We start from the raw sequence: 19,412 nt of genomic DNA, 5'->3' as shown, positions 1-19,412 counted from the left end.
GTGCTTCTCCGGGCGCCCACCTGCGGAAACTCGGATGCCGGATGGTCAGCAGTGGTTCGGCGACGGCTCATTCGGCGTCCGTGCTGCCACTCGGGCAGCTCCGCTCGCGCATGGCAGGTGCCCCGGTCTCGTTTGGGCAGGTCGTCTTAGCGTTCCATGCGGGTCAGGCCTTACGAGGTGGCCTTGACCCCCGAGCTGTCCCACGCTCTAGTCCTCCACGCCGCACCATCCGTCCACGTCGCGTACGCCCACTGCGGCGAGTGCGGCCAGGTGGGCCGGGCAGCCGAACGCCTCCGTGTCGGGGCGCGGCGCGGGGACGGTCTCCGGGGCGTGGAGGTGTCGTAGGACCGCGCCGTCGAGCCGTTCGAGGGCGGGGTGATCGTCGTGGGCGCAGGTGTGGGGGTGGGGCGTCGCGGCGACGGTGCGCAGCAGCGTCCGGATGTCGCGGGCCAGGGCGATGGCCGGGCCGGGATGCGTGATGCGCAGGGCCGTGGCGGCGGTCAGGACGAGTACGGTCCGCTCGCGGTCGTCCGCGGCGTGCGCGTGCCGCCGGGCGGCCCAGATGCCCTGGAGTTCGCGGGCCGACTTGTCGCCCCCGTCGAACAGCGCGGTGAAAGGCTCGATGGCGAGGGTCCCGCCGGCGCGCAGGAACTCCGTGTCGAGGTGCCCGGTCTCCCGGCGCCCGAACAACTCCTCGCGGCCCTCGCGTAGTTCGCTGAGGGTGTTGCGGGCGGTGGTGGCGGTGAACCGGGGGCACAGCCAGAGTGAGAGGTCGATCCCGGCCTGTTCCAGGAGGGCGCGGCCGCCGTCGTCGCCCAGGTGCACGCCGAGGGTGAGGGTGTCGCCAGCGATGGCGGGGCGGTCCGCTTCGTCGTCGAGGAAGCCGGGCAGCCCGGGGTGCCCGTCGTCGCCGTGCGCGCAGGGGTGGTCGAGGGCATTGAGGGGGACCTCCTCCAAGGTCTCGATCAGGTCGTCGAGGACCCATCGCTCGCGCACGACGCCGGACAGCGCGTACCAGGACGCCGCCGTCGCGACCAGCACTCCGCCCGCCCGGTCCCCGTCACCTGTCACGAAGCGGAGTTCCGAACCGGCGTCGGCGATCTCGTTGTAGGCGTCGAATCCGTATCCCTCGAGGACGGAGTTGAGCCTGTCGAGCGTGTCCTGGGCGTCCTCGGAGAGGCGCGCCGGCACGTCGGCGGCGGAGCCGGGCTCCAGCCGGTCCATGCCCACGCGTGCGAGTCCTGCGATGTTGCGCGGACAGGCCCACTGCTCGCCGGTCCAGCCGATCGTGGAGAAGTCCGTGTCACCGTGCGCCAGGGGTCGGGCGACGTCCTCCAGATAGTGCGGCGGGTCGTCGAGGCCGTCCTCGTACGGGTGCTCGGCGTGTGTGCATGGGCGGTTCTTGAGCGCGCGGTCCGCCCGGTCGAGCGCGTCGTGCACGGCGCCGGACACCCGCTCCGGCCTGCCGTCGGCGTACGGGAGCGTCATCGCGAGGCCGAGCACCCACAGCGGGGCGCGGTCCCCTCCGGGGTCGGCGATCAGTCGCCGTGCGCAGTCGAGGACGGTCTCGTCGTACTCCGGTTTCCCGTGCCCCCGGACGTCGTCCTGTACGTCCTGCCAGGCGCCGATCAGCGCCTGCAGGTCGGGGGTGGTCTCGCCGTCCGTGGATTCGATCATGCCCGGTAGGACGCGGGGCCCGGGGCGGAAGTTCCCGCGGGGGGCGCGCAGGTGTAACGGCGAGCCGGGTCCGATGTGACGTGACTGAGTGCAGCCGCTGCTGACGGGCTCCCGGCCACTTCTGGGAGACACGCGCCAGCTCCGCATCCGCTCCATGCCGCCCTCCACGCTCACGCTGCTGGGCCGGGTCCGACACAGGGCCGAAGTGGAACGGGCCTGGTTCCGCCGGGTCATCGCCGGGCAGGACATCCCCTGGTGTGGTCGGAGGACTGCGACTGGACATCAACAAGCGCCACATGGTCCCGGGCCTCGGCCTCGCGGAGCACGAGCCGTCTGGTCCTTGTCGGGGCAGGTGGCCGGGCGACGGGTCCGAGCCCGGTGGTGAGGGAGCAGAATCACCGCGCGCCCGGTCGGCACGTCCTGTCGCCACGCGTCGGTCCCATCGCCGGTACTCACCGGGACTGCCCCGTGTACGAAGACCTCGCGGACACCCGTCGTGTCAGCAATGCAAGTACCGGAGCGCACAGCGGGAACTCGGCCGTGCCACGCACGGCAGCTCTTGTGTCGCGCGCGGCACGGGACCGTGCCGCGGGGGTGGGGAGCCTGGCTTCGGCTACTGCTTGCTCATCCGCGCACACGTTCCGACCGCACCACTGGCGGGGTTCCAGTTGCACGTGTAGAACCGCAGGTCCTTGACATCCACCCAATCGCTGTGGAATTGCTGTCCGGGCGGGTCGGGATTCGGATCCGTCGGGACGAACGGAGCGTCGTAGGCGATCACCTCCTCGCGGTACTCCCAGCGCAGTCCCTGGTTTCCACCATCGAAGCACTGCAGCCATGTCGCCTTCACGGCCGCCCCGTACGCGTCTCCCCAGCGCTTGTCGTCCACGCGCCCTGCCAGCGTCGCGAAGTACGCGGCGTTCGGCGCGGCGCCCTGGCACGTGGCGGCCTTCTCGTAGTCGTAGTCTCCGAAGGCATAACTGGCGTTGTTGGCGCTGTAGCCCGCCACTCGGTATCCGACGGCTGCCGCCGGAGACGCCGAGGCGACCGCCAGCGCGCCTGCCGCCACGATGCTCATCACCGTTACCCGGACACTCCGCATGGCACCTCCCCTGCCGAACACGTCAGCAATTCTTATAGCCGCACGGGGCGCGATGCGCGACGACCTCCGATGGAGATGACGTGAAAGCGTGCGTCTCCTGACGGCTCGGCGCCTGCATGGCGTTCAGTCGCCGCTTGATGTGGCGGCGGGGTTCCTGGCGTGGAGAGGTACCGAGACCCGGGGAGCGGAAGAACTCCAGATGGCCGGTCATCGCTCACGCCTGTCTTTGCCATGCTGGTCAGGACATCGAGAATTCCACGAGGCGGAGCCTGACAGGTGCCCTGACCAGCAGCCCAGCGGTTTCAGACGTCAGCCCGCTGCAGGTTGTTCGGTTCGGGCTCGGGTGCTGGCCCTGGCAGGCGACGGGGTGCTGATCGTGGCCACCGACTGGCCGCGCTACACCGCCCTGGACCCCGCCTCCCTCGCCGACAGCACCACCCGGACGGTCATCGACGCCCGCCGCTGCCTGGACCCCACCCGCTGGCGGGCCGTCGGCTGGGACCACCAGCAGCTCGGGGACTTCCGCCACCACACCGTCCAGGAGGCCTGAGGAGATGGAGCTGTTCGAGAGCGCCGCAGTACACCGCGGCGTGTCCGGAACCCGCGGTTGGGTCGTCGCCCCCATACGGGGGCTGGACGCCCCCGTCCCGCAGGGCCGGTACATCCTGGTGGCCGAGGACCTGACCCCCGCCGATACCGCGGCCCTCGACCTCGCCCTGGTCGCCGGATTCTGCACCGCGAGCGGCGGCCCCACCTCTCACACGGTGCAGGTGGCTCATGGCCTGGGCATCCCGGCCGTCGTCGCGGCCTCGGCCGGGATCCTGGCTCTGCCGCCGGGCACGGTGTGCGCGCTCGACGGCGACGGCGGTCTCCTGTACGCGGGTCTGGCTCGCGCGGACCTTCACGCCGCGATCCGACGCGGACACGAGCAGGCCGAGCAGAACCGGCTCCGGCACCAGGCGGCGCTGGCCGGTGGCCCGACGCCGGGCGGGGTCACCCTGTCGACGACGCTCGTGAAGCCCGCCCAGGCCGCCGAGCTCGCGGGCAGCGCCGCCAGCGGGATCGGCCTGCTGGCCACCGAACTCCTCTTCCTGGGCCGCGAGCACGAGATCACCGACGAGGACGCCCACTACCTGCGCCGCCCCGACGAGCTGCTGATCGCGCAGCTGCGCGCCCTCTACCGAGCAGCCGCAGCCGGGGCGCGGCTGCGCATCATGTTCCCGATGGTCACCACCGTCGAGGAGTTCACCCGGGCCGCAGTCCTCGCCCAGGGCATTCGGGGCGAAATGTGACCCAGTACCTCCTGGCGGTCTCGCGCACCAACCCGGACCTGACCGTCACGCTCCCCGCCGTACACGAGGCCCTCACTCGGTGATCGCCTCCATCATGGCAGTGTTGCGGGCACTGATCCCGAGGAGGCCGTGCTGCCTCATGTAGTGGTGCAGGGCATCGGAGCTTCGGGGGCGGCTCGGTGGCCTGCCCGGGAAGAGGAAGCGGGGTGCCCCGTTGTCCGGCTGCTGGAGGACCGAGGAGTGGCTGGGACGGGCGATCTGTCGTTCTATGAGGACGGCGAGCCGCGGGGGTAGAAGGACGGGGTGTTCCTTGAGCGTGACGTAGGCGTCGTCGCCGTCCCGCTGGAAACGGTCGTGAGTTCGACGATGCGTGTCTTGGGGAGCGCATAGAGGCTGGTCAAGGCGCCGATGATGCGAGCTTCCAGAGGGAGGCGGTCGTCGTTGAGGCAGCGTCGAAGTTGCTCGTCGAGGTCGTCGCTGTGCATGGCGTGCGGCTGCTGGGGCGTGCCTTCGCGTTGCTCTTGGGCTTGCGCTTGGTGGCGGGGCGCACAGCCTGCCTCGGCGGGCTCGCCCTGCGCGGCCGGGCCCGCGCCGGAACGGTCGTCCTGCGGGGCCGCGCGGCACAGCTCTGCCATGTCCGCCGCCCCGGTGCCGGGCCGGGGCGGCCGTCCTGCGGGGCACCGGCCGGGCCCGGCGGCCCTCGCCGGATGCTCTCACGCGGCGGGTGCGTGGGGGCCGGGGGCGCGGTCCGCCTCGGGAGCGGTGCCGGCCGGGGTGGCGGGGGCGGGCCGGGTACGGGCGGGTTGGACGGTGACGGATCCCGAGGCTGCGCGTAGGGCGGTGAGGAACAGGGACGAAGACCGGCGGCGCATGCCGGTCACCGGGCCGCGCGAACGCACGCACGCCCGGCCACGCCCACGAGGGCCCAGGCGGGCCCTCGGTTGGGTGACGGCCGTGCTGCCGGGCGACGCGCGGTGGTGTGCGTGGTGCCCGCAGTCGCCGTTGCAGGGCGGGAGACTTTCGGGTATGGATGTTGAGTCGGTGGCGGCTGAGTTGTTCGGTTTGCTGCCGTCGGAGTTCACCGCGGCCCGTGACGAGTACGTGGCGAGGGCCCGGAAGGCGGGGGACAGGGAGCTTGCTGCGCAGATTGCTGCGTTGCGGAAGCCGACGCTCGCGGTGTGGACGGCCGGGCTGCTGGCGCGCCGCCGGCCCAAGGAGGCCGAGGGGCTCCTGGTGCTGGGCGAGGCGCTGCGCACGGCGCACCGGACGTTGGACGCCGCGCAGCTGCGACGGCTGTCGCATGATCAGCACGTGGTGATCGGCCGGCTCGCGCGGACGGCGCGTGCTCTGGCCGCCGAGGCCGGGCAGACGGTGAGCGAGCCAGTGCTGCACGAGGTGGAGCAGATCCTGCAAGCCGTGCTCGCCGACGCCGACGTTGCCGCGCAGTGGAAGGCCGGCCGCCTGGCGAAAGCCCCGGACGCGGTGAGGGGGTTCACCGGCCTCGAACCGCTGCCCGGCGCTGCTCCGCCCCGGCGCACGCAGCCTCGGCCCGCCGAGCCTGAAACGGAACGCCACCAGGCCCCGGCGCCGGGTGCGCGGGCAGGTCAGGCACGCCGGAAGCGTCTGGAGGCGGCCCGGACGGAGGCGGCTGAGGCCCTGGCCGAAGCCGGGCGCCTGGAGGCCGGGCAGGCCACCGCGAAGGAGCTGGCGGACCGCGCGGCCACGGCCGTGGCAGCGGCCGAGAAGGACGTGACGGCCGCGGCGCAGCGGCTGGAGACGGCACGTGCGGCGAGCACTGATGCCAACGCCCGATACCGGGAGGCCGGGCGGGCGGCTGCGAAGGCCCGGACACGGGCGGAGACCGCGGCACGGAAGCTCGAGAAGCTCACCGGCGCCGAGGGGTGACGGCTTCCGCTCAGTCCTCGATGGGGAGCTCTGGGCGGGTCCAGAGGGTGAGGTCGCTGCTGGTGGCGGCTGCCAGGGTGAGTCCGGACGGGGAGAAGCCGGCTGCGTTCAGTTCTGAGTACTCGGAGTGGAAGACGTGCCATCAGGCGCCTCCCGCCGGTCCTTTGTGTACTCCGCAGTCGGCGGACAGGATGACGCGGTCGTGGGGCCATTCGAGGCGGCCCGATTTGACCATTTCTGATCGCCTGTGCACGTCACGTGCGTCTCTGACGAGGGCCTCTTCGGTGGCGGTCTGCACAGCACCACCCCGGCGGTTGGACACTGAACACCGTCAGAAGAACGGATCCGGACGGGTATCACCGCTGTCACCTGGTCGCGTGGACTGACATCAGCCGCGTGCACCCACCGCGATCTGCCGCCTGAGCCGGGCCACGATGGGTGGAGCCTGGCCGGGCGGGCGGGAGCTACTGGAGACGTGTCGCAGTCCGGATGAGGTCGGCGACGGCTCTGGACCGGCTGTGCGGTGGCCAGGCGATCACGGTGGTGACTGTCGGCGCGTCCAGCACGGGCACGGCGGCGAGGTCACTGTGCAGTTGGGCCCGGCACGACTCCGGTGAGACCGCACAGGCCCGGCCGAGTGCGACGAGCTGCAACAACTGCGCATGGTCGCGGACCTGCGGGCCGGGGCCGGGCGGGTAGGTGCCGTCGGGGTGGGGCCAGCGGGGGAGGGGCAGGCCCGGCAGCCCGGTGATGTCGGCCATGTGCACATGGGTCCGGGCGGTGAGCGGATGCCCGGCCGGCAGGACCACAACCTGACCCTCAGCGCTGAGCTCTTCGGTGTGGAATCCGGCCGTCGAGTCGAACGGCCGGTGCAGCAGCGCCACATCGGCCCGGCCCTCGCGTAGGAGTCGTTCCTGCTCGGCCGGACCGCACAGGATGACGTCGACGGGGACCGCGCCGGGTTCGGCGGCGTACGCCTCGAGCAGTCTCGCCAGCAGTTCCCTGGAAGCGCTGGCCTTCGTGACCAGGACCAGGCCGAGGCGGCCGGTCACGGAATGGGCGGCGCGGCGGGTCCGACGCTCGGCGGCCTCGACCGCGTCGAGAGCCGCCCGGCCCTCGACCAACAGCACCGAGCCGGCCTCGGTCAGCGTGACAGTGCGACTGGTCCGATCCAACAGCACTGCCCCGAGCCGGCGTTCGAGCTGCCGGATCGCCCGTGACAACGGCGGCTGCGCGATCCCGAGCCGCTGAGCGGCACGCCCGAAGTGCAGTTCTTCAGCGACAGCGACGAAATACCGCAGTTCCCGGGTCTCCATCCGGCCACGCTATCCCGGATCAATACCCTGACGGTATCGTTGCGCACCCGATCGGTCTTGGACCCCCGCCGGGGCCCGAGGGCAGCATCGTCCCTATGACTCAACGGACGATCGCGCTGGTCACCGGCGCGAACAAGGGAATCGGCTACGAGATCGCCGCGGGCCTGGGCACCCTCGGCTGGCGCGTCGGCGTCGGCGCCCGCGACGACCAGCGCCGAAGCGCCGCGGTGGAGAAACTGCGCGCCGCCGGCATCGACGCGTTCGCCGTACCGCTGGACGTGACCGACGACGCGAGCGCGACCGCCGCCGCACGGCTGATCGACGAACAGGCCGGACGCCTCGACGTGCTCGTCAACAACGCCGCCATCGCAGGCGACATGCCACAGGAGCCCACCCGGATCGACCCCGCCACCATCCACACGGTCGTGGACACCAACGTGATCGGCGTCATCCGCGTCACCAACGCGATGCTGCCGCTGCTGCGCCGCTCCGCCGCACCACGGATCGTGAACATGTCCAGCAGCGTCGGCTCCCTCACCCGGCAGTCAGGACCCGACGCCGAACAGACGACCGGTCCGGTGTCCGCGGCGTACGCGCCGTCGAAGACGTTCCTGAACGCCGTCACCCTCCAATACGCCCGGGAGCTGAGCGGCACGAACATCCTGATCAACACCGGCTGCCCCGGCTACGTCGCCACCGACCTCAACGGCTTCCGCGGCGTGCGCACCCCCGAGCAGGGCGCAGCGATCGCCATCAGACTCGCGACCCTTCCCGACGACGGCCCCACCGGACAGTTCTTCGACGACGCCGGCGTAATGCCCTGGTGATGTGCACGGCGGCCATCACCCGCCAGGCTCAACGCGGAGCCGTTCGAGGGTGGCGGTGAGGTTGCGGTTGGCACGGGTGGTCCAGAGTTTGCCGGCAGGGCCGAGTTCGACGGCGGTCTTCTGGGTGATCAGCAGGTGGGGGTTGGCCGTGTTTGGCCAGCGGTGGCGGCGGTGGTCGAGCCAGTCCAGGACCGCTCGGTGGGTGAGGTCGTCGAGCGGGCGGACGTGACCGCCGACGGTGATGCGCCGGTTGCCCAGGTCGACGTCATCCAGCTGCATGGTGCGGATCATCTTCGGCCGTGCCGCGTGAACGGCGGCCAGGGCGACGATGAGCCGGACGTCCGGGGTGCTGGCGGCAGCGACGGCCTCGTCGATGTCCGCCTGGACGAGGGCTTGGAGGACGCCGCCGGTCTGCCGGGGGACACGGATGCGGATCGTGGGGTTGCGGAAGATCTGGCCGTTCTTCTTCGCGTGCCGGAACAGCGACCGCAGGGCAACGATCCGGCTCTCGCGCTGCTTCCCGGTGGCGGCGTCCCGGACCGCGATGATGTCCTCCCGCGTGACCTCTCGCAGGTGGTCGTAGCGGCTGGACCACTCCAGCAGCACCGGCTGGATTTCCCCCAGGTAGGCCCATGTCGTATGCCGAGAGCGAGGCTCGGACCGCGGGCCACCATCAAGGAGAGTACGAACCCAGGCTTCGACGGCACGATGAATGCCCGGGGGCATCCCGTCGAGCTTCCGTTCCAGCCACCGGTCGACGGCGGGGGCCCGGTCGTCGGCGAACAGCCCGAGGCGGTCGAGGACTTCGGCGGTCCGCACAACAGGAAGCCCACGAACTCGCAGGGCCGGGAAGAGCTCGGAATACCGGATCGACTCGCCGTCGTGGAAGCCGGACAGCACGATGACCAGGGCCCGGTTCACGTCGCTGGCGATCCAGCGGCTCCAGCCGCGGGCCTCTCCCAGCGCCCGAGCGGCCTGCCGGGCCCGGACCAGCCACGGGTTGGCCAGGTCGGCGTGGAGTTCCCGGTCGAACCGGCGGAAGTCCCGAGTGGCAGTGAACAGCGTCAGTTGCGTCGACGCGGTGATCACTCGGTGTGGTTCGGGAACCGGCGGCGTCTTCAGCACGCGACGCCCGGCCTTGCCGACCCGGGGACCGCCGTTCTTGGGCCGCTGGAGGTTCGCGAAGAACAGCTGCTGGCAGGTCACCCGCCGCAGGTACGGCTCGATCACCGAAGCCTTGCCGCTGGCCTTGATCGCCCACGTCGCCTGAGCCCGGCAGAGGCGGCAGTAGCCGTGCTTGTCATCGACCGGGACCTGCCGACGGCAGCCGACGCACTCGCCGACGGCGTGCAACTGGCCGTAGGTGTAGCAGCCGCGGCAGAACCGGCCGGGCAGCTGTCCCCAGGCGAAACAGCCCGAGCAAGAGGCCGCCGGCTTGTTCTCGCTGATCTTCCCCATGGTGATGGTGACCAGGTCACATCGGCGGCAGCGAACGACCGTCACGGCGCTTCGGCACGACGGCCGGGGCCCCCACCGAGCCGGCCGTGGCCTCCTTGACTCCAGCCTGCTGACCTGGGCGGATAACCTTCCCGGGCTCGGGAATCAGCAGATCGCCGATCTCGCAGCCGAGCACGACACAGATCACGTCCAGGTCCTCCAGCTTGAGGGAGACCGGCTGGCCGGACCAGAGGCCGGACATCTTCCCGGCCGAGATCACCAGGCCGTGCTCGGCCAGGCTCCGCTGGAGCTCGGACGCCTTCCAGATCCCCTTGTTCGCAGCGGTCAGCCGCAGGTTCCACTTCATCCCATCAGTCCTTCCAGCCGCTTCGCGGCCCGCTGCTGCCCGGTCACCCAGGCGTCCTCGACCCGGGTCTGCTGGACGTGGATGTACCGCATCGTGGTGGCGATCCACGAGTGTCCGAGGACCGCTTGGATACCGAGCAGATCAAGCCCTCCGAGGTAGAGCTCGGACGCGCAGAAGTGCCGCAGGACGTGCGGCGTCAGCGTGTCAGCCCAGCCAGGCAGATGGGCTTCCGCCGCGGCGGCCAGTCCGTTGCGCAAGGCGTCGTCGCCGACGCGGCGCGAGGAGCCGTCGGTGTTCTTGCGCTCGGAGGGGAACAGCGGGGCGCCGGGGCGGGTGTGGTCGTCGTCGAACTGGCCCCAGACGTCCTCGATGAACCACCGCAGAGTGCGGTCGGCGGCCGTTGATCAGTGGCACCATCCGCTCGCGCGGGCCCGAGCCACGGGCACCCTTGCCATGGCGCACGTGGAGCTTGCCGAAGCGGCCCAGGTCCCACTTGATGTCGGCCAGGTCGAGCTTGCATGCCTCGCTCACCCTGAGTCCGACCTGCGACATCGGTTTCGATGCGGTGTAGTTCCGCGCGGTGGGGGCGAACTTGCGGCAGGTCGCCAGCTCGCCGCCCCAGCTGGTGAAGAGCGTCTTGATCTCCGGCTCGGTCGGCGGGATCCGCAGGGCGGCGTCCTTGGATCCCCGCGGGCGGTTCATCTCATCGATCGGGCACTCGACGACCCGCCCGGTCATCCGATGGATCTCGACCTTGTGCCGCAGCTCTAGGAACAGGAAGTACGTGGTCAGCGCCTGTGCGCGGGCCCGCCGAGTGCCGCTCGGCGAGCCCCGCAGCACCTTCCCGAAGTAGCCGTCGGCGTCGGCCGGCTCCATGTCCCACAGCGGTCGGCCGAACCAGGACCGCATCTGGTCCAGGTGCCCGACGTCCCCGCGGATCGTGCCGTCGCCAGACCTGCCGAAGCCCGCGCGAGGACGAACCCGGCCAGCACGTCGGTCTCGAACCGCTCCAGTTCCTCCGCCGAGACCGGTTCGCGGAACTCGCGCAGATCACGTACGGCAGCCAGCGCCAACCCGAGCCTCCTCGCCTTCACACCGACCACAGAACGATCGGACGAAGTGAGAACGCTTCAAGAATCCTGAAGTTACGTCACCAGCTCGAAGAACACCCCAAGGAGCCAGAACCCCCTGGCCACAGGAACAAGGACTCATCAGACTTCAGAGGAACTCACGGGATGTCACACATACGAGCGGTTCTCGACACCCCCCACAGCGCTGAAGTACCAGACCGTGACCGGCTTCTGCCGGGTATCGCGATCCATCAGGACGTCAACCTGGCCGGGCTGGCTTCCGGATTCGACACCCTAGCCCTGCTCGCTGCCTACCCGAGGCAGCCGAACCCCGCGGACGACGAGACAACCTTGAGGGTCAGAACCCCCTCCGGCGGACTGCACATCTGGTACCAGACTGGGTCCGGAACGTGCTACCGGTCTTCGACGGGCTCGAGCCCGAAGGTGGCGCTCGCCTGGCAGGTCGATGTACGCGCCACCAGTGGCTACATCGTGGCCCCGGCGACCCGAGCCCGTGCCGGGACCTATGTTCCCGTGGGGGATTGCCCGACTTCCCGCACCCTTGCCCGACTGGCTGGCCGCTGAGCTGGAGCGGACCGGGCACGTCGTGGCGGACAGCCCCTCGCGCCCCTCCGTGCCGGCCCCGCGCAGGTCCGCACGTCCGGACGGCCCAGCCGCGCACCGCTTGCTGGACCCCTTGCTGGCCGAACTGCGGGACTGCGCTGCCGTCCCGCACGGTGCGAGCTTCACTGAGAAACTCAACCGGGCCGCCTATACCGCGGGCGGCCTGGTAGGAGCCGGCCACCTCACCGACTCCCAGGCCCGAGAGTTCCTTGTGGCGGCTGCCGACGCAGCCCGCCCACACCAGAGCCACCGCAGCCTTACCGTCATCAACTCTGCCCTGTCCGCCGGTATCGGCCGGCCGCTCCACTTCAAAGGACGCCCATGAGCAGCGCCGATGGTCCGCGCTTCGACGCCACGGCCGCCGCCCAGCAGATGCTCGCCCTTCAGGACGCATCGGCGAACCTGCCCGGTCAGCAGAACACCGCCACGGTGCGTGAGGCCGGCCGGCCGGGCAGCTTCCCGGGCTTCTGACCGACCGGGGCAACGCCAAGCTGTTTGCTGTGATGTACGGAGACCGGTTCCGTCACGTCGAGGGCCTGGGCTGGTACCACTGGAACCAGTACCGGTGGAAACGCACCGGAGGAGAGAAGTCCGCAGTCTGGGCAGCGGGGGACATGGCCGAGCAGATGCCGTCCACCGACCCCACCGGCCTGTTCAGCGACCGCGACCTGCTCCTGCACCGCCGCAGGTCCATGTCGACCCCGGGCATCAAGGCGATGCTGACCCAGGCGAAAGCCTCGCCCGCGCTCGCCCTCGACCCGGACGTCCTGGACGGCGATCCGTATGCCCTGTGCACCCCAGCCGGCGTCGTCGACCTGCACACCGGCCGGCTGCGAAAGCCGGACCCCGAGTGCGACATGCACTCACGCGCCACCAGCGTCGGTCCCGAGAGCATGCCGACCCCGCGCTGGCACCGGTTCCTGCACGACATTTTCGGCGACGACGCCAAGGGAGTGGAGACCATCCAGTTCCTCCACCTGCTCCTCGGGTACTCCATCACCGGAGACGTCGGCGCGCAGGTCCTGCCCTTTCTCTACGGCACGGGCGCCAACGGCAAGTCCGTTCTCCTCGACGTCATGACGCAGATCCTCGGTGACTACGCGCAGGCGGCCCCGCCCGGCTTCCTGATGGAGAAGGGAAAGTTCTCCGAGCACTCCACCGAGCTCACCGAGCTCCACGGCCGGCGCATCGTGGTGTGCAGCGAGCTCAAGCCGAACGACAAGTTCGACGAGTCCCGCGTCAAGCTGCTGACAGGCGGCGACCGCATCATGGCGCGCCGGATGCGTCAGGACTACTTCTCCTTCACCCCCACGCACAAGCTGTGGCTGCTGGGCAACCACCGGCCCGAGGTCGGCACCGGCGGACACGCCTTCTGGCGCCGTATCCGCGTCATCCCCTTCGAACGCGTCGTTCCTGCGGCACGGAAGATCGACAACCTCGCCAAGGAGCTCGTCGACAGCGAAGGCCCAGGCATCCTGCACTGGCTGATCGAAGGCGCAAAGCTCTACCTCGCCACGCGCGACCCACTCACAGGCCCCGCCTCCGTACGCACGGCCACCCAGGCGTACGCCACAACCGAAGACCACATCGGCCGATTCCTCACGGAGTGCTGCACCACCACCGCCCCCGCCAGCCGGGCAAGCGAGCGAACCTCAGGCGACCTCAAAGTCGAACAGGGGCTGCTCTACGCCGCCTACAGTCACTGGTGCAGCGCAGGTGAAGGCATCCGCCCCGCCACCGCCCGGGCCTTCGCCACACGAGTACGCCAAGAACTCTCACTCGCCTCACCAGCCGACATGATGAAATCCAGCGGCAAGAAGTACTACCCCGGACTCGGCCTCCTCAGCGACGAACCCGAGACCACCCATGTCTAGACCACGCAGACTACGCACGCACAACACACCGCACTACCATGGACACCGTGCCCCCGCACGGGACCACTCATGGAACACCGGCCCCTGCCTGGCCGTCGACAACGAAAAGGGGCTGCAGCCATGAGCTCGCTGCTGAACGAGAGCGACCTCCGCCACGAAAGCTCCGTGGTGTGGCTCGAGAACCCCGACCATCTCGACTACGTGCGACAGGCACTCGACAAGACAGCCCGACGCCGCGGCAAGCCCCGCTACGCCCGGGACGGCCGCATGGTCGGGTACAGCGAACTCGATGAGCACGCCGAAGCCGACCCCGACAGCGGCTATCAGCTACGCCGTGTGTTCTTCCTCCTGCCACACGACCGCGACACCGAACCTGACGGGCTCTACCACGAAGGAGCCCCAGGGGAAGCCGTCGATCCCCGCACCATCGAGCCACGCCGAGTGGGCGAAAAGACCCCCCGCTCACAAGGCGGCCCTGACGCTGCAACAGCTGCCACCGGCACCAGGACGACGCAGAAGCGCCGCAGGCCTCAGGAATGCGCATGACACCGCAGTCAGCGACAGTTCGCGGACTGCGGTGGAGGGGATATGCCGAAGATGACCGGGGCCGGCCCGGGCGGTGCACGTGGACATGACCACGGCGTCGCCCCTGCAGCCAGGCGTCCCGTGCCCAGCTGCCTGCCACTTCGATCATGGCCCACATCCCTCTGGAGGACTGGCCGAAGTGGAAGAGCTGGAACAGCCCGCAGTGAACTATGACGGAGTTGAGTTCCCCGACGCACGTCTCCAGGTGGTGGCGATGTTGAGCTCGCTGGCCAGACCCGCGTACCAGCAACGCGTGTGGCTGGCCGACATACGTGAACCGGGTGACGTCGATGACCTGACCATGGTGATCAACATCCTGGACGACACACGCGTCTTGGAGGATCCGGAGGGAGTCGTTGGAGAGGTGCTCCGGAACCAGAACGAGGCACGGGCAATGCGTGAGCTCACAAGCCTCCTCTACCCGTTGATCGACGAACTGGGCGAAGCGCCTGATTCGGAATACCTCGCTTCGCGACGTTGGCCGGCAGTCGTGGAAGCGGCCAGAAAGGCGCTGCGAAGCATGGCTTGACGTGGTCTGGTGGCCCCAAAGGAAAGGGCTCCCGGGCCTGAAAGTGGTCCCCCTCGCCGCCGCGGTCGCCCTCCGTCTCGTCGGCTGCCGCTCCGTTACCCGCCTCATGTGCCTCGCCGGTGTCGCGGCAGCCCAGGTGTGCCATCCAGCCAGGCCGCCCGGCCAAGATGGCCGCCCCTCAGACCGCCTTCGGCCGCCTGGCCGCCGTACTGTGGCACAGCCGCCTGCGTACCGGCCTGACCCAGGTGTTGGGCGACGCTGAAATTTTCAGAGATCGCTATCAGAGCCGAGGCGGTCGGCCAGTATCTGGCCGAAGTCGCGGACGTGTCCGGCAGCCTTATCCAGATCCATCACGAGCGTCTTGCCCTGCCGGCCCGCCCGGCCACGAGAACCACCACCTGGTGTTCCCGCCGCACCGCGCCCGCGGTCAACTTCGCGACGATGATCTCGGCGGACAACTCACCGTACTTCTCCACCAGCGCTCTCCCGGCCGCGTTCGCGCTCTCGTGTCCGAGCCGGTGTGCCGTTGCGGTCCGCGCGTGACCCCCGCCGGGGGCCGGAACGATCGTGGGGCATGGTGGAGCGGCCCTCGATGCCGGCAGCGATGGGCCTCTTGTACAACTCAACCTTCGTGAGCGCCATGAGCGACTGGCCGCTGGCAGCGCCGGCCGGCGCCCGCTTCACGCTGGCGCGCAGGGCTTCCATCAGATCCACATTGCCCCGTCGGGGAGGCCACGGGCTCAGCCTTCTCCACGTTCTCGCCTGCGGTGCCGGCGGGGGAACCCGCGGGACCGGGCCCGTCCGTCTCACGCTTACACCGTTCGTCCGTGCAGGTCTTGAAGTGCAGCTTCTGCCAAATGCATCGATGGCCTGCTCACCGGCCAGGGTCACCCACCACTTCAAGGCACTCGCGTAAGCCTCCCGCACACGAACGTGATCCACGGATGGATGCCGCCCAGCTGAACACGCCCGCACGTCAATCATGTGCAACTTCGCTCATCCTGATGATGTATTAGTGTTCTAGTACGATGCGAACAGTTGGGTCGAGGTGGCCGCAGGTCTGTCGACTGTGTACCCGGCCTGCCAAGGGAGGAGCCTCCGATGAGCGGTCTGATTCCGGCGTTCGGCCCGAGGGGGCGTGCCGCACTTGCCGCCCTGCCCGGGACGGTTGCCTGTGTGACGGTGGTGGCGGTCGCCGCGTCCCGGTGGGAGTCGATTCCGGATCCCCTCGCCATACATTTCACCAGCGACGGTGCCGACGGCTTCGCACCCCGTGCGCTCGGGGTCCTGGGCATGGTCGGGTTCTGTGTGCTGGAGGCCGTGCTCTGCGCTGTTGTCGCCTACCGCCGCTCGGCGGCGACGCGTTCGCTGTATGCCACGGCCTTCGCGATCCCGGCGGCCCTGGGGTGCGCGTTCGTGATGACGCTGCTGGCGAATGCCGCCGTCGCGGATGCCAGGCAGGCCGACTGGCCGGGGTGGCAGAGCCTCGCGCCGATCGGTGCCGCATTTGCGGCAGCCGCCATCGGCGCACTGCTCACGCCCGGCACGCCCGTCATGCCCGTTTCCAGGGAGCGGGGATCGTCACCCGACAGCCTGCACTCGGTGGGCCTGGCGGGCACCGAGACCGCAGTATGGAGCCGGTCCGCTTCTCCCACCTGGGCGAAGGGCGTGTTCACCATCCTGGTCGCGGTCGGCGTGGCCGGCGTGCTCCTGGGCATCGAGGAGTTGGCGTGGCTGGGACTGCCACTCGGGCTGATCGGGCTGGTGATGTCCCTGATGCGGGCCGCCGTCAACGCCGACGGATTCGCTCTCAGGCTGCCGCTGCTGCCCTTCCCCCGGGTGACGATCCCGCTGGCGGACATCCGGCAGGCCCATGTGCGCCTCGTCAGTCCGATGGGTGACCTCGGTGGCTGGGGGTACCGATCGCTGGGCGGTCGGCGGGGGCTCGCCTTCCACACCGGCGAGGGCCTGTGGCTGGAGCTGGCCGACGACCGCGAGTTCCTCATCGTCGTAGAGGACGCGGAATCGGCCGCCGGGCTGATCAACGACCTGGTTGCCCGCTCGGCGACGGCGGCACGCTGAGGTGCTGATCCGGATTGATGCCTCCTCATCCCAGCCGCTGGCCGAGCAGATCGCCGCATCCGTACGCCGTGCACTGAGCGAAGGAACGCTGCGCATCGGCGAGAAGCTGCCCGGTGCGCGGGAGGCGGCGCGGCTGCTCGGGGTGAACATGCACACGGTGCTGAGGGGCTACCAGGCACTCAAGGCAGAGGGGCTGATCGACCTGCGTGCCGGGCGCGGTGCGGTCGTGGTGGCCGCACCGCGCCGGGCAGGACTGTGGGAGACGGCGCGTCAGTTTGTCGCCGAGGCGCGCAAGGCCGGGTTGTCGGACGAGGAAGTGGCCGAGCTGGTGGCCTCTGTCCTGTCCGGCGCCCCGGGTCCGGGATCAGCGGGCGTGTGAGCCGTACGGTGACGCAGGGACGTGCCAAGCGGCAGACAGAGGAGGGCGAGGCCACCCCACATCGCAGCGGCGAAGCTCCACAGGCCCATCGTCACTGCGATCGAGAAGTGGAATGCCACGCCGACGACCAAGAGGATCTGCCGCACCCTGGGTGGCAGCAGGAGCGAGGCCGCGAGGGACAGTTCGACCAAGAGGGGCACCCAGGTCATCACAGCCACCCAGGTGGGCGTGGTGACCAGGGGATCCAGCAGGGGGCGCATCCAGTTGGGCGCCCCGAATGACGGATCGTTGGCCCAGTAGTACATGGCGGAGCCGTCCGCCCACTCGGCGTGGCTGAGCTTGGCGACGGCCGCCTGGAAGTACAGGACGGACATCTGCAGCTGGGCCATCATCAGGGAGCTGACACCCAGCACGGCCCAGACCTTGCGGGACCGGCTGGTGGGCACTTCCTCGTTCGGGCTCCAGTGCCAGCGCCGACGGTCTCCCAGGGCCGGCAGGAGCAGCAGGAGCACGAGATTCATGGCGATCTGGTCTCCGCCGTCGCTGATCGCGATGCCGGTGTAGACGCTGAAGTTGACGTAGGCATGCGGCAGGGCGGTCCATCGAGGCCGCCAGCCGGAGGCGACGACCAGGAGCACCGCGACACAGAGCCACTGCACCCACTGGAGGTCATCGCTTGGGACCAGGCAGAACGCCCCGGCGGCCTTGACTCCGTCGCACAAGGGGTGGTCCCCAAGGGTCGCGACCGGTCTGAAGAGCGTCCCGGTGCTGCTGAACAGCAGCGTCCCGGCCGTGCCCAGAGCGATCAACGTCCGGGCCACACCGTAGAGGTTGGTCCACGGCACCGGTATCCGCGTCAGCACGTGACCTCCAGGGCCAGGACGCTCTTGGGCATCAGCTTCTCAGCCTTGAGGTCCCGCCAGGCAAACGGCACCGGCTCTTCCTGGACGAGCGCGACACGTCCGCACAAGGAAGGCTCCGGGGAACGGTTGGTGGTCGCCACCGGTGGGTTGGCGGAAGCCAGGCAGGCCGGCAGGTCGCTGCTGCACTCCTTCCATTTCGCTTCCTTGGGGGCCTCCAGGGAAAGCATGGCTATCTCGATACCCTGGGAACGCGAGCGCCGATCCAGCCCGAAAGCGTTCTGCGGCTCCGAGTGCGGGGCCAGCAGTTCGTTGCGCCACCCGCCGGCGCGCTCTGTGTAGGGGATCAGTGCGGCATCGCGTGGCGACTTCGTGAAGAACGCCCAGCCCTGGGCTGCCACCGAGTTCGCCAGGGGTGCCACGGTGTGTTGCCCGGGCAGGGTGACCACGTTCCGCGGCACGTGGACTTGTGCGACATACAGGGCAACAATCGCCCACATGACGCTCACGGTCCATACCAGTCTCCGGGGAACGTCCACCGCAAGCTGCTGGTCTGTGCGCACTGGCAGCCGTTCCCGCCAGTCATTCAGGAGACTCTTCATTCGTCACCTCAGCTCTCCACGGTTGTGCAACCGCGGATCGGGTCACTCCGATCCTTACGGGGTGACCCGATCCGGTACGACGGGTTGATCAGGCGGTGCGCAGGGTTGTGGTCAGCTTGGCGATGGTTTCGTCCTTGCTCAGTCCCTCATCCAGAGCGGCTGACCTGGTCCAGAACTTGTTGTAGAGGGCCACAAAATTGACGGCCGTGACGGTGGTGGCGACGTTGGCAGCCGCCACGAAGTTGAATACGCACTTGCCCTGGCCGGCCCCAAGGTCAGCCGCGGCATCCTCGTCGACGTACTTCTTCAGCTGGCCGGCGCCGGCCGTCATGGCCTGGTCGACCCGCACAGGATCGCCGCTGCGGAGCTTGGTAGAGAAGTCGGCGAAGAACGCCGGGGAATCCTTGGCCACGTCGTTGACGATGCCGGCAACGGCTTCGCGCCCCTCGGGAGTCTGGTTCTTGGCCAGCTCGCCGATGTCGTTCTTGAAGTCAAGGTTCCTGTAGATCGCCTGTCCGGTCTGCCCCAGGCCGAAGTAGAAGCCGGCGAACAGGTCCTTGCCGTCCGAGGTGGCACTCTTGTCGGCGTGCGAATCGGCAGGTGCCGGTATTTCGCGGGTATCGGACGCGTTCGCCATCGTCGTTGTTGTGCCAGCCAGGATGCTGGCGGCGGCGACTACTGCGATCGCTCCGGGTATGACCTTGCGAGCCTTCACGAGCCCTCCTCGATCCGAAGAAAATGATCATGACCTGGAGAGGACTGTTCCACTTCGCGACAGAACCGAATAAGGGTCAAAAGTCCCAACATTCAGGGCATTTCATCGTAAGTGCTCATAAGGTTCTTCATCCGGTGGCCACCTGGGAGACCGAAGGCGTGTCAAGGCT

The 19,412-nt window shown here is 69.4% G+C and carries 20 protein-coding genes and 4 pseudogenes; 11 read left to right on the top strand and 13 right to left on the bottom strand.

Annotated features, from left to right (window positions below; all coding sequences use genetic code 11):
- Window positions 1-207 precede the first annotated feature (207 nt).
- Window positions 208-1,677 carry a hypothetical protein gene (locus DEJ50_RS00230; protein ID WP_150205349.1) on the bottom strand — a complete coding sequence of 490 codons (1,470 nt, stop codon included), beginning with the start codon at window positions 1,675-1,677 and terminating at the stop codon, window positions 208-210.
- 154 nt (window positions 1,678-1,831) lie between these two features.
- Between DEJ50_RS00230 and DEJ50_RS35375 the strand changes: the two genes are divergently transcribed.
- Entirely contained in the window at window positions 1,832-2,062 is a 231-nt protein-coding gene (locus tag DEJ50_RS35375; protein ID WP_150211778.1) for a DUF664 domain-containing protein, read from the top strand.
- Between the two features lie 228 nt (window positions 2,063-2,290).
- Here DEJ50_RS35375 and DEJ50_RS00220 read toward each other — a convergent pair whose 3' ends face one another.
- Window positions 2,291-2,755 (bottom strand): hypothetical protein, encoded by a 465-nt coding sequence (locus DEJ50_RS00220; protein ID WP_150205348.1) that lies wholly within the window; start codon window positions 2,753-2,755, stop codon window positions 2,291-2,293.
- A gap of 367 nt (window positions 2,756-3,122) precedes the next feature.
- Here DEJ50_RS00220 and DEJ50_RS00215 point away from each other — a divergent pair, with 367 nt between their 5' ends.
- Window positions 3,123-3,329, top strand: coding sequence for a hypothetical protein (locus DEJ50_RS00215; RefSeq protein WP_150205346.1), 207 nt, complete (start codon window positions 3,123-3,125; stop codon window positions 3,327-3,329).
- Window positions 3,330-3,333: 4 nt separating this feature from the next.
- A complete protein-coding gene (locus DEJ50_RS00210) occupies window positions 3,334-4,071 on the top strand; it encodes a PEP-utilizing enzyme (protein ID WP_150205344.1) in 738 nt (245 codons plus the stop codon).
- 266 nt (window positions 4,072-4,337) lie between these two features.
- On the opposite strand, the gene DEJ50_RS34275 is transcribed toward DEJ50_RS00210, so the two are convergent.
- The gene (locus tag DEJ50_RS34275) at window positions 4,338-4,706 is read right to left on the bottom strand and encodes a hypothetical protein (protein ID WP_223837487.1); all 369 of its coding nucleotides are present in this window, start codon (window positions 4,704-4,706) and stop codon (window positions 4,338-4,340) included.
- A gap of 391 nt (window positions 4,707-5,097) precedes the next feature.
- Here DEJ50_RS34275 and DEJ50_RS00195 point away from each other — a divergent pair, with 391 nt between their 5' ends.
- The gene (locus DEJ50_RS00195) at window positions 5,098-5,976 is read left to right on the top strand and encodes a hypothetical protein (protein ID WP_150205342.1); all 879 of its coding nucleotides are present in this window, start codon (window positions 5,098-5,100) and stop codon (window positions 5,974-5,976) included.
- 10 nt (window positions 5,977-5,986) lie between these two features.
- Here the strand turns inward: DEJ50_RS00195 and DEJ50_RS34270 are convergent.
- Both DEJ50_RS34270 and DEJ50_RS00185 read right to left on the bottom strand, forming a co-directional pair.
- Window positions 5,987-6,190 (bottom strand): annotated as a pseudogene (locus tag DEJ50_RS34270) (hypothetical protein); the annotation flags it as partial.
- A gap of 250 nt (window positions 6,191-6,440) precedes the next feature.
- Window positions 6,441-7,292, bottom strand: a complete 852-nt coding sequence (locus DEJ50_RS00185; RefSeq protein WP_150205340.1) for a LysR family transcriptional regulator — start codon at window positions 7,290-7,292, stop codon at window positions 6,441-6,443.
- Window positions 7,293-7,387: 95 nt separating this feature from the next.
- Here DEJ50_RS00185 and DEJ50_RS00180 point away from each other — a divergent pair, with 95 nt between their 5' ends.
- Window positions 7,388-8,119, top strand: coding sequence for an SDR family oxidoreductase (locus DEJ50_RS00180; protein ID WP_150205338.1), 732 nt, complete (start codon window positions 7,388-7,390; stop codon window positions 8,117-8,119).
- 15 nt (window positions 8,120-8,134) lie between these two features.
- Here DEJ50_RS00180 and DEJ50_RS00175 read toward each other — a convergent pair whose 3' ends face one another.
- From DEJ50_RS00175 to DEJ50_RS34260, 4 genes and pseudogenes are all read right to left on the bottom strand, one after another.
- Window positions 8,135-9,577 carry a hypothetical protein gene (locus tag DEJ50_RS00175; RefSeq protein WP_190344174.1) on the bottom strand — a complete coding sequence of 481 codons (1,443 nt, stop codon included), beginning with the start codon at window positions 9,575-9,577 and terminating at the stop codon, window positions 8,135-8,137.
- Window positions 9,578-9,593: 16 nt separating this feature from the next.
- Window positions 9,594-9,923: a helix-turn-helix domain-containing protein gene (locus DEJ50_RS00170; RefSeq protein WP_150205334.1), complete on the bottom strand. Its 330-nt coding sequence runs from the start codon at window positions 9,921-9,923 to the stop codon at window positions 9,594-9,596.
- A 128-nt stretch (window positions 9,924-10,051) separates the two neighbouring features.
- Window positions 10,052-10,180, bottom strand: a pseudogene (locus DEJ50_RS35095) (site-specific integrase); the annotation flags it as partial.
- Window positions 10,128-10,799 (bottom strand): hypothetical protein, encoded by a 672-nt coding sequence (locus DEJ50_RS34260; RefSeq protein ID WP_223837485.1) that lies wholly within the window; start codon window positions 10,797-10,799, stop codon window positions 10,128-10,130. The pseudogene DEJ50_RS35095 and the gene DEJ50_RS34260, both read right to left, overlap by 53 nt.
- 392 nt (window positions 10,800-11,191) lie before the next feature.
- Here DEJ50_RS34260 and DEJ50_RS00160 point away from each other — a divergent pair.
- The 4 genes and pseudogenes from DEJ50_RS00160 to DEJ50_RS00145 form a co-directional block, all read left to right on the top strand.
- Window positions 11,192-11,942: pseudogene (locus DEJ50_RS00160) on the top strand (bifunctional DNA primase/polymerase); the annotation flags it as partial.
- Window positions 11,939-13,491: pseudogene (locus DEJ50_RS00155) on the top strand (phage/plasmid primase, P4 family). The pseudogenes DEJ50_RS00160 and DEJ50_RS00155, both read left to right, overlap by 4 nt.
- 120 nt (window positions 13,492-13,611) lie before the next feature.
- Complete coding sequence (locus tag DEJ50_RS00150) at window positions 13,612-14,037, top strand: DUF6009 family protein (RefSeq protein ID WP_150205332.1); 426 nt, start codon at window positions 13,612-13,614, stop codon at window positions 14,035-14,037.
- A gap of 178 nt (window positions 14,038-14,215) precedes the next feature.
- Window positions 14,216-14,605: an SCO4402 family protein gene (locus DEJ50_RS00145; protein WP_150205330.1), complete on the top strand. Its 390-nt coding sequence runs from the start codon at window positions 14,216-14,218 to the stop codon at window positions 14,603-14,605.
- 350 nt (window positions 14,606-14,955) lie between these two features.
- On the opposite strand, the gene DEJ50_RS35090 is transcribed toward DEJ50_RS00145, so the two are convergent.
- On the bottom strand, window positions 14,956-15,081 hold the full coding sequence (locus tag DEJ50_RS35090) for a hypothetical protein (protein WP_263399158.1): 126 nt from the start codon (window positions 15,079-15,081) through the stop codon (window positions 14,956-14,958).
- A gap of 625 nt (window positions 15,082-15,706) precedes the next feature.
- On the opposite strand from DEJ50_RS35090, the gene DEJ50_RS00140 reads away from it, so the two are divergent.
- Window positions 15,707-16,687, top strand: a complete 981-nt coding sequence (locus tag DEJ50_RS00140) for a DUF1648 domain-containing protein (protein WP_150205328.1) — start codon at window positions 15,707-15,709, stop codon at window positions 16,685-16,687.
- A 1-nt stretch (window position 16,688) separates the two neighbouring features.
- A complete protein-coding gene (locus DEJ50_RS00135; RefSeq protein WP_150205327.1) occupies window positions 16,689-17,066 on the top strand; it encodes a GntR family transcriptional regulator in 378 nt (125 codons plus the stop codon).
- Here DEJ50_RS00135 and DEJ50_RS00130 read toward each other — a convergent pair.
- From DEJ50_RS00130 to DEJ50_RS00120, 3 genes are all read right to left on the bottom strand, one after another.
- Window positions 16,958-17,929, bottom strand: coding sequence for a sporulation-delaying protein SdpB family protein (locus DEJ50_RS00130; protein ID WP_150205325.1), 972 nt, complete (start codon window positions 17,927-17,929; stop codon window positions 16,958-16,960). The two genes, DEJ50_RS00135 and DEJ50_RS00130, sit on opposite strands and share 109 nt — an antisense overlap.
- Entirely contained in the window at window positions 17,923-18,528 is a 606-nt protein-coding gene (locus tag DEJ50_RS00125; protein ID WP_150205323.1) for an SdpA family antimicrobial peptide system protein, read from the bottom strand. The genes DEJ50_RS00130 and DEJ50_RS00125 overlap by 7 nt, the downstream gene beginning before the upstream one ends.
- A gap of 88 nt (window positions 18,529-18,616) precedes the next feature.
- A complete protein-coding gene (locus DEJ50_RS00120) occupies window positions 18,617-19,243 on the bottom strand; it encodes a hypothetical protein (RefSeq protein ID WP_150205321.1) in 627 nt (208 codons plus the stop codon).
- Window positions 19,244-19,412 lie beyond the last annotated feature (169 nt).

The sequence above is a fragment of the Streptomyces venezuelae genome (assembly GCF_008642295.1).
GTDB lineage: Bacteria > Actinomycetota > Actinomycetes > Streptomycetales > Streptomycetaceae > Streptomyces > Streptomyces venezuelae_C.
This window is presented reverse-complemented; position numbering and strand designations above follow the sequence as displayed.

Excerpts from the sequence above, each read along its gene's own strand:
- DEJ50_RS00230 (WP_150205349.1), bottom strand. The coding sequence starts at position 1,677 with ATGATCGAATCCACGGACGGCGAGACCACCCCCGACCTGCAGGCGCTG.
- DEJ50_RS35375 (WP_150211778.1), top strand. The coding sequence starts at position 1,832 with ATGCCGCCCTCCACGCTCACGCTGCTGGGCCGGGTCCGACACAGGGCC.
- DEJ50_RS00220 (WP_150205348.1), bottom strand. The coding sequence starts at position 2,755 with ATGAGCATCGTGGCGGCAGGCGCGCTGGCGGTCGCCTCGGCGTCTCCG.
- DEJ50_RS00210 (WP_150205344.1), top strand. The coding sequence starts at position 3,334 with ATGGAGCTGTTCGAGAGCGCCGCAGTACACCGCGGCGTGTCCGGAACC.
- DEJ50_RS34275 (WP_223837487.1), bottom strand. The coding sequence starts at position 4,706 with ATGGCAGAGCTGTGCCGCGCGGCCCCGCAGGACGACCGTTCCGGCGCG.
- DEJ50_RS00195 (WP_150205342.1), top strand. The coding sequence starts at position 5,098 with ATGGATGTTGAGTCGGTGGCGGCTGAGTTGTTCGGTTTGCTGCCGTCG.
- DEJ50_RS00185 (WP_150205340.1), bottom strand. The coding sequence starts at position 7,292 with ATGGAGACCCGGGAACTGCGGTATTTCGTCGCTGTCGCTGAAGAACTG.
- DEJ50_RS00180 (WP_150205338.1), top strand. The coding sequence starts at position 7,388 with ATGACTCAACGGACGATCGCGCTGGTCACCGGCGCGAACAAGGGAATC.
- DEJ50_RS00175 (WP_190344174.1), bottom strand. The coding sequence starts at position 9,577 with ATGGGGAAGATCAGCGAGAACAAGCCGGCGGCCTCTTGCTCGGGCTGT.
- DEJ50_RS00170 (WP_150205334.1), bottom strand. The coding sequence starts at position 9,923 with ATGAAGTGGAACCTGCGGCTGACCGCTGCGAACAAGGGGATCTGGAAG.
- DEJ50_RS34260 (WP_223837485.1), bottom strand. The coding sequence starts at position 10,799 with ATGGAGCCGGCCGACGCCGACGGCTACTTCGGGAAGGTGCTGCGGGGC.
- DEJ50_RS00150 (WP_150205332.1), top strand. The coding sequence starts at position 13,612 with ATGAGCTCGCTGCTGAACGAGAGCGACCTCCGCCACGAAAGCTCCGTG.
- DEJ50_RS00140 (WP_150205328.1), top strand. The coding sequence starts at position 15,707 with ATGAGCGGTCTGATTCCGGCGTTCGGCCCGAGGGGGCGTGCCGCACTT.
- DEJ50_RS00125 (WP_150205323.1), bottom strand. The coding sequence starts at position 18,528 with ATGAAGAGTCTCCTGAATGACTGGCGGGAACGGCTGCCAGTGCGCACA.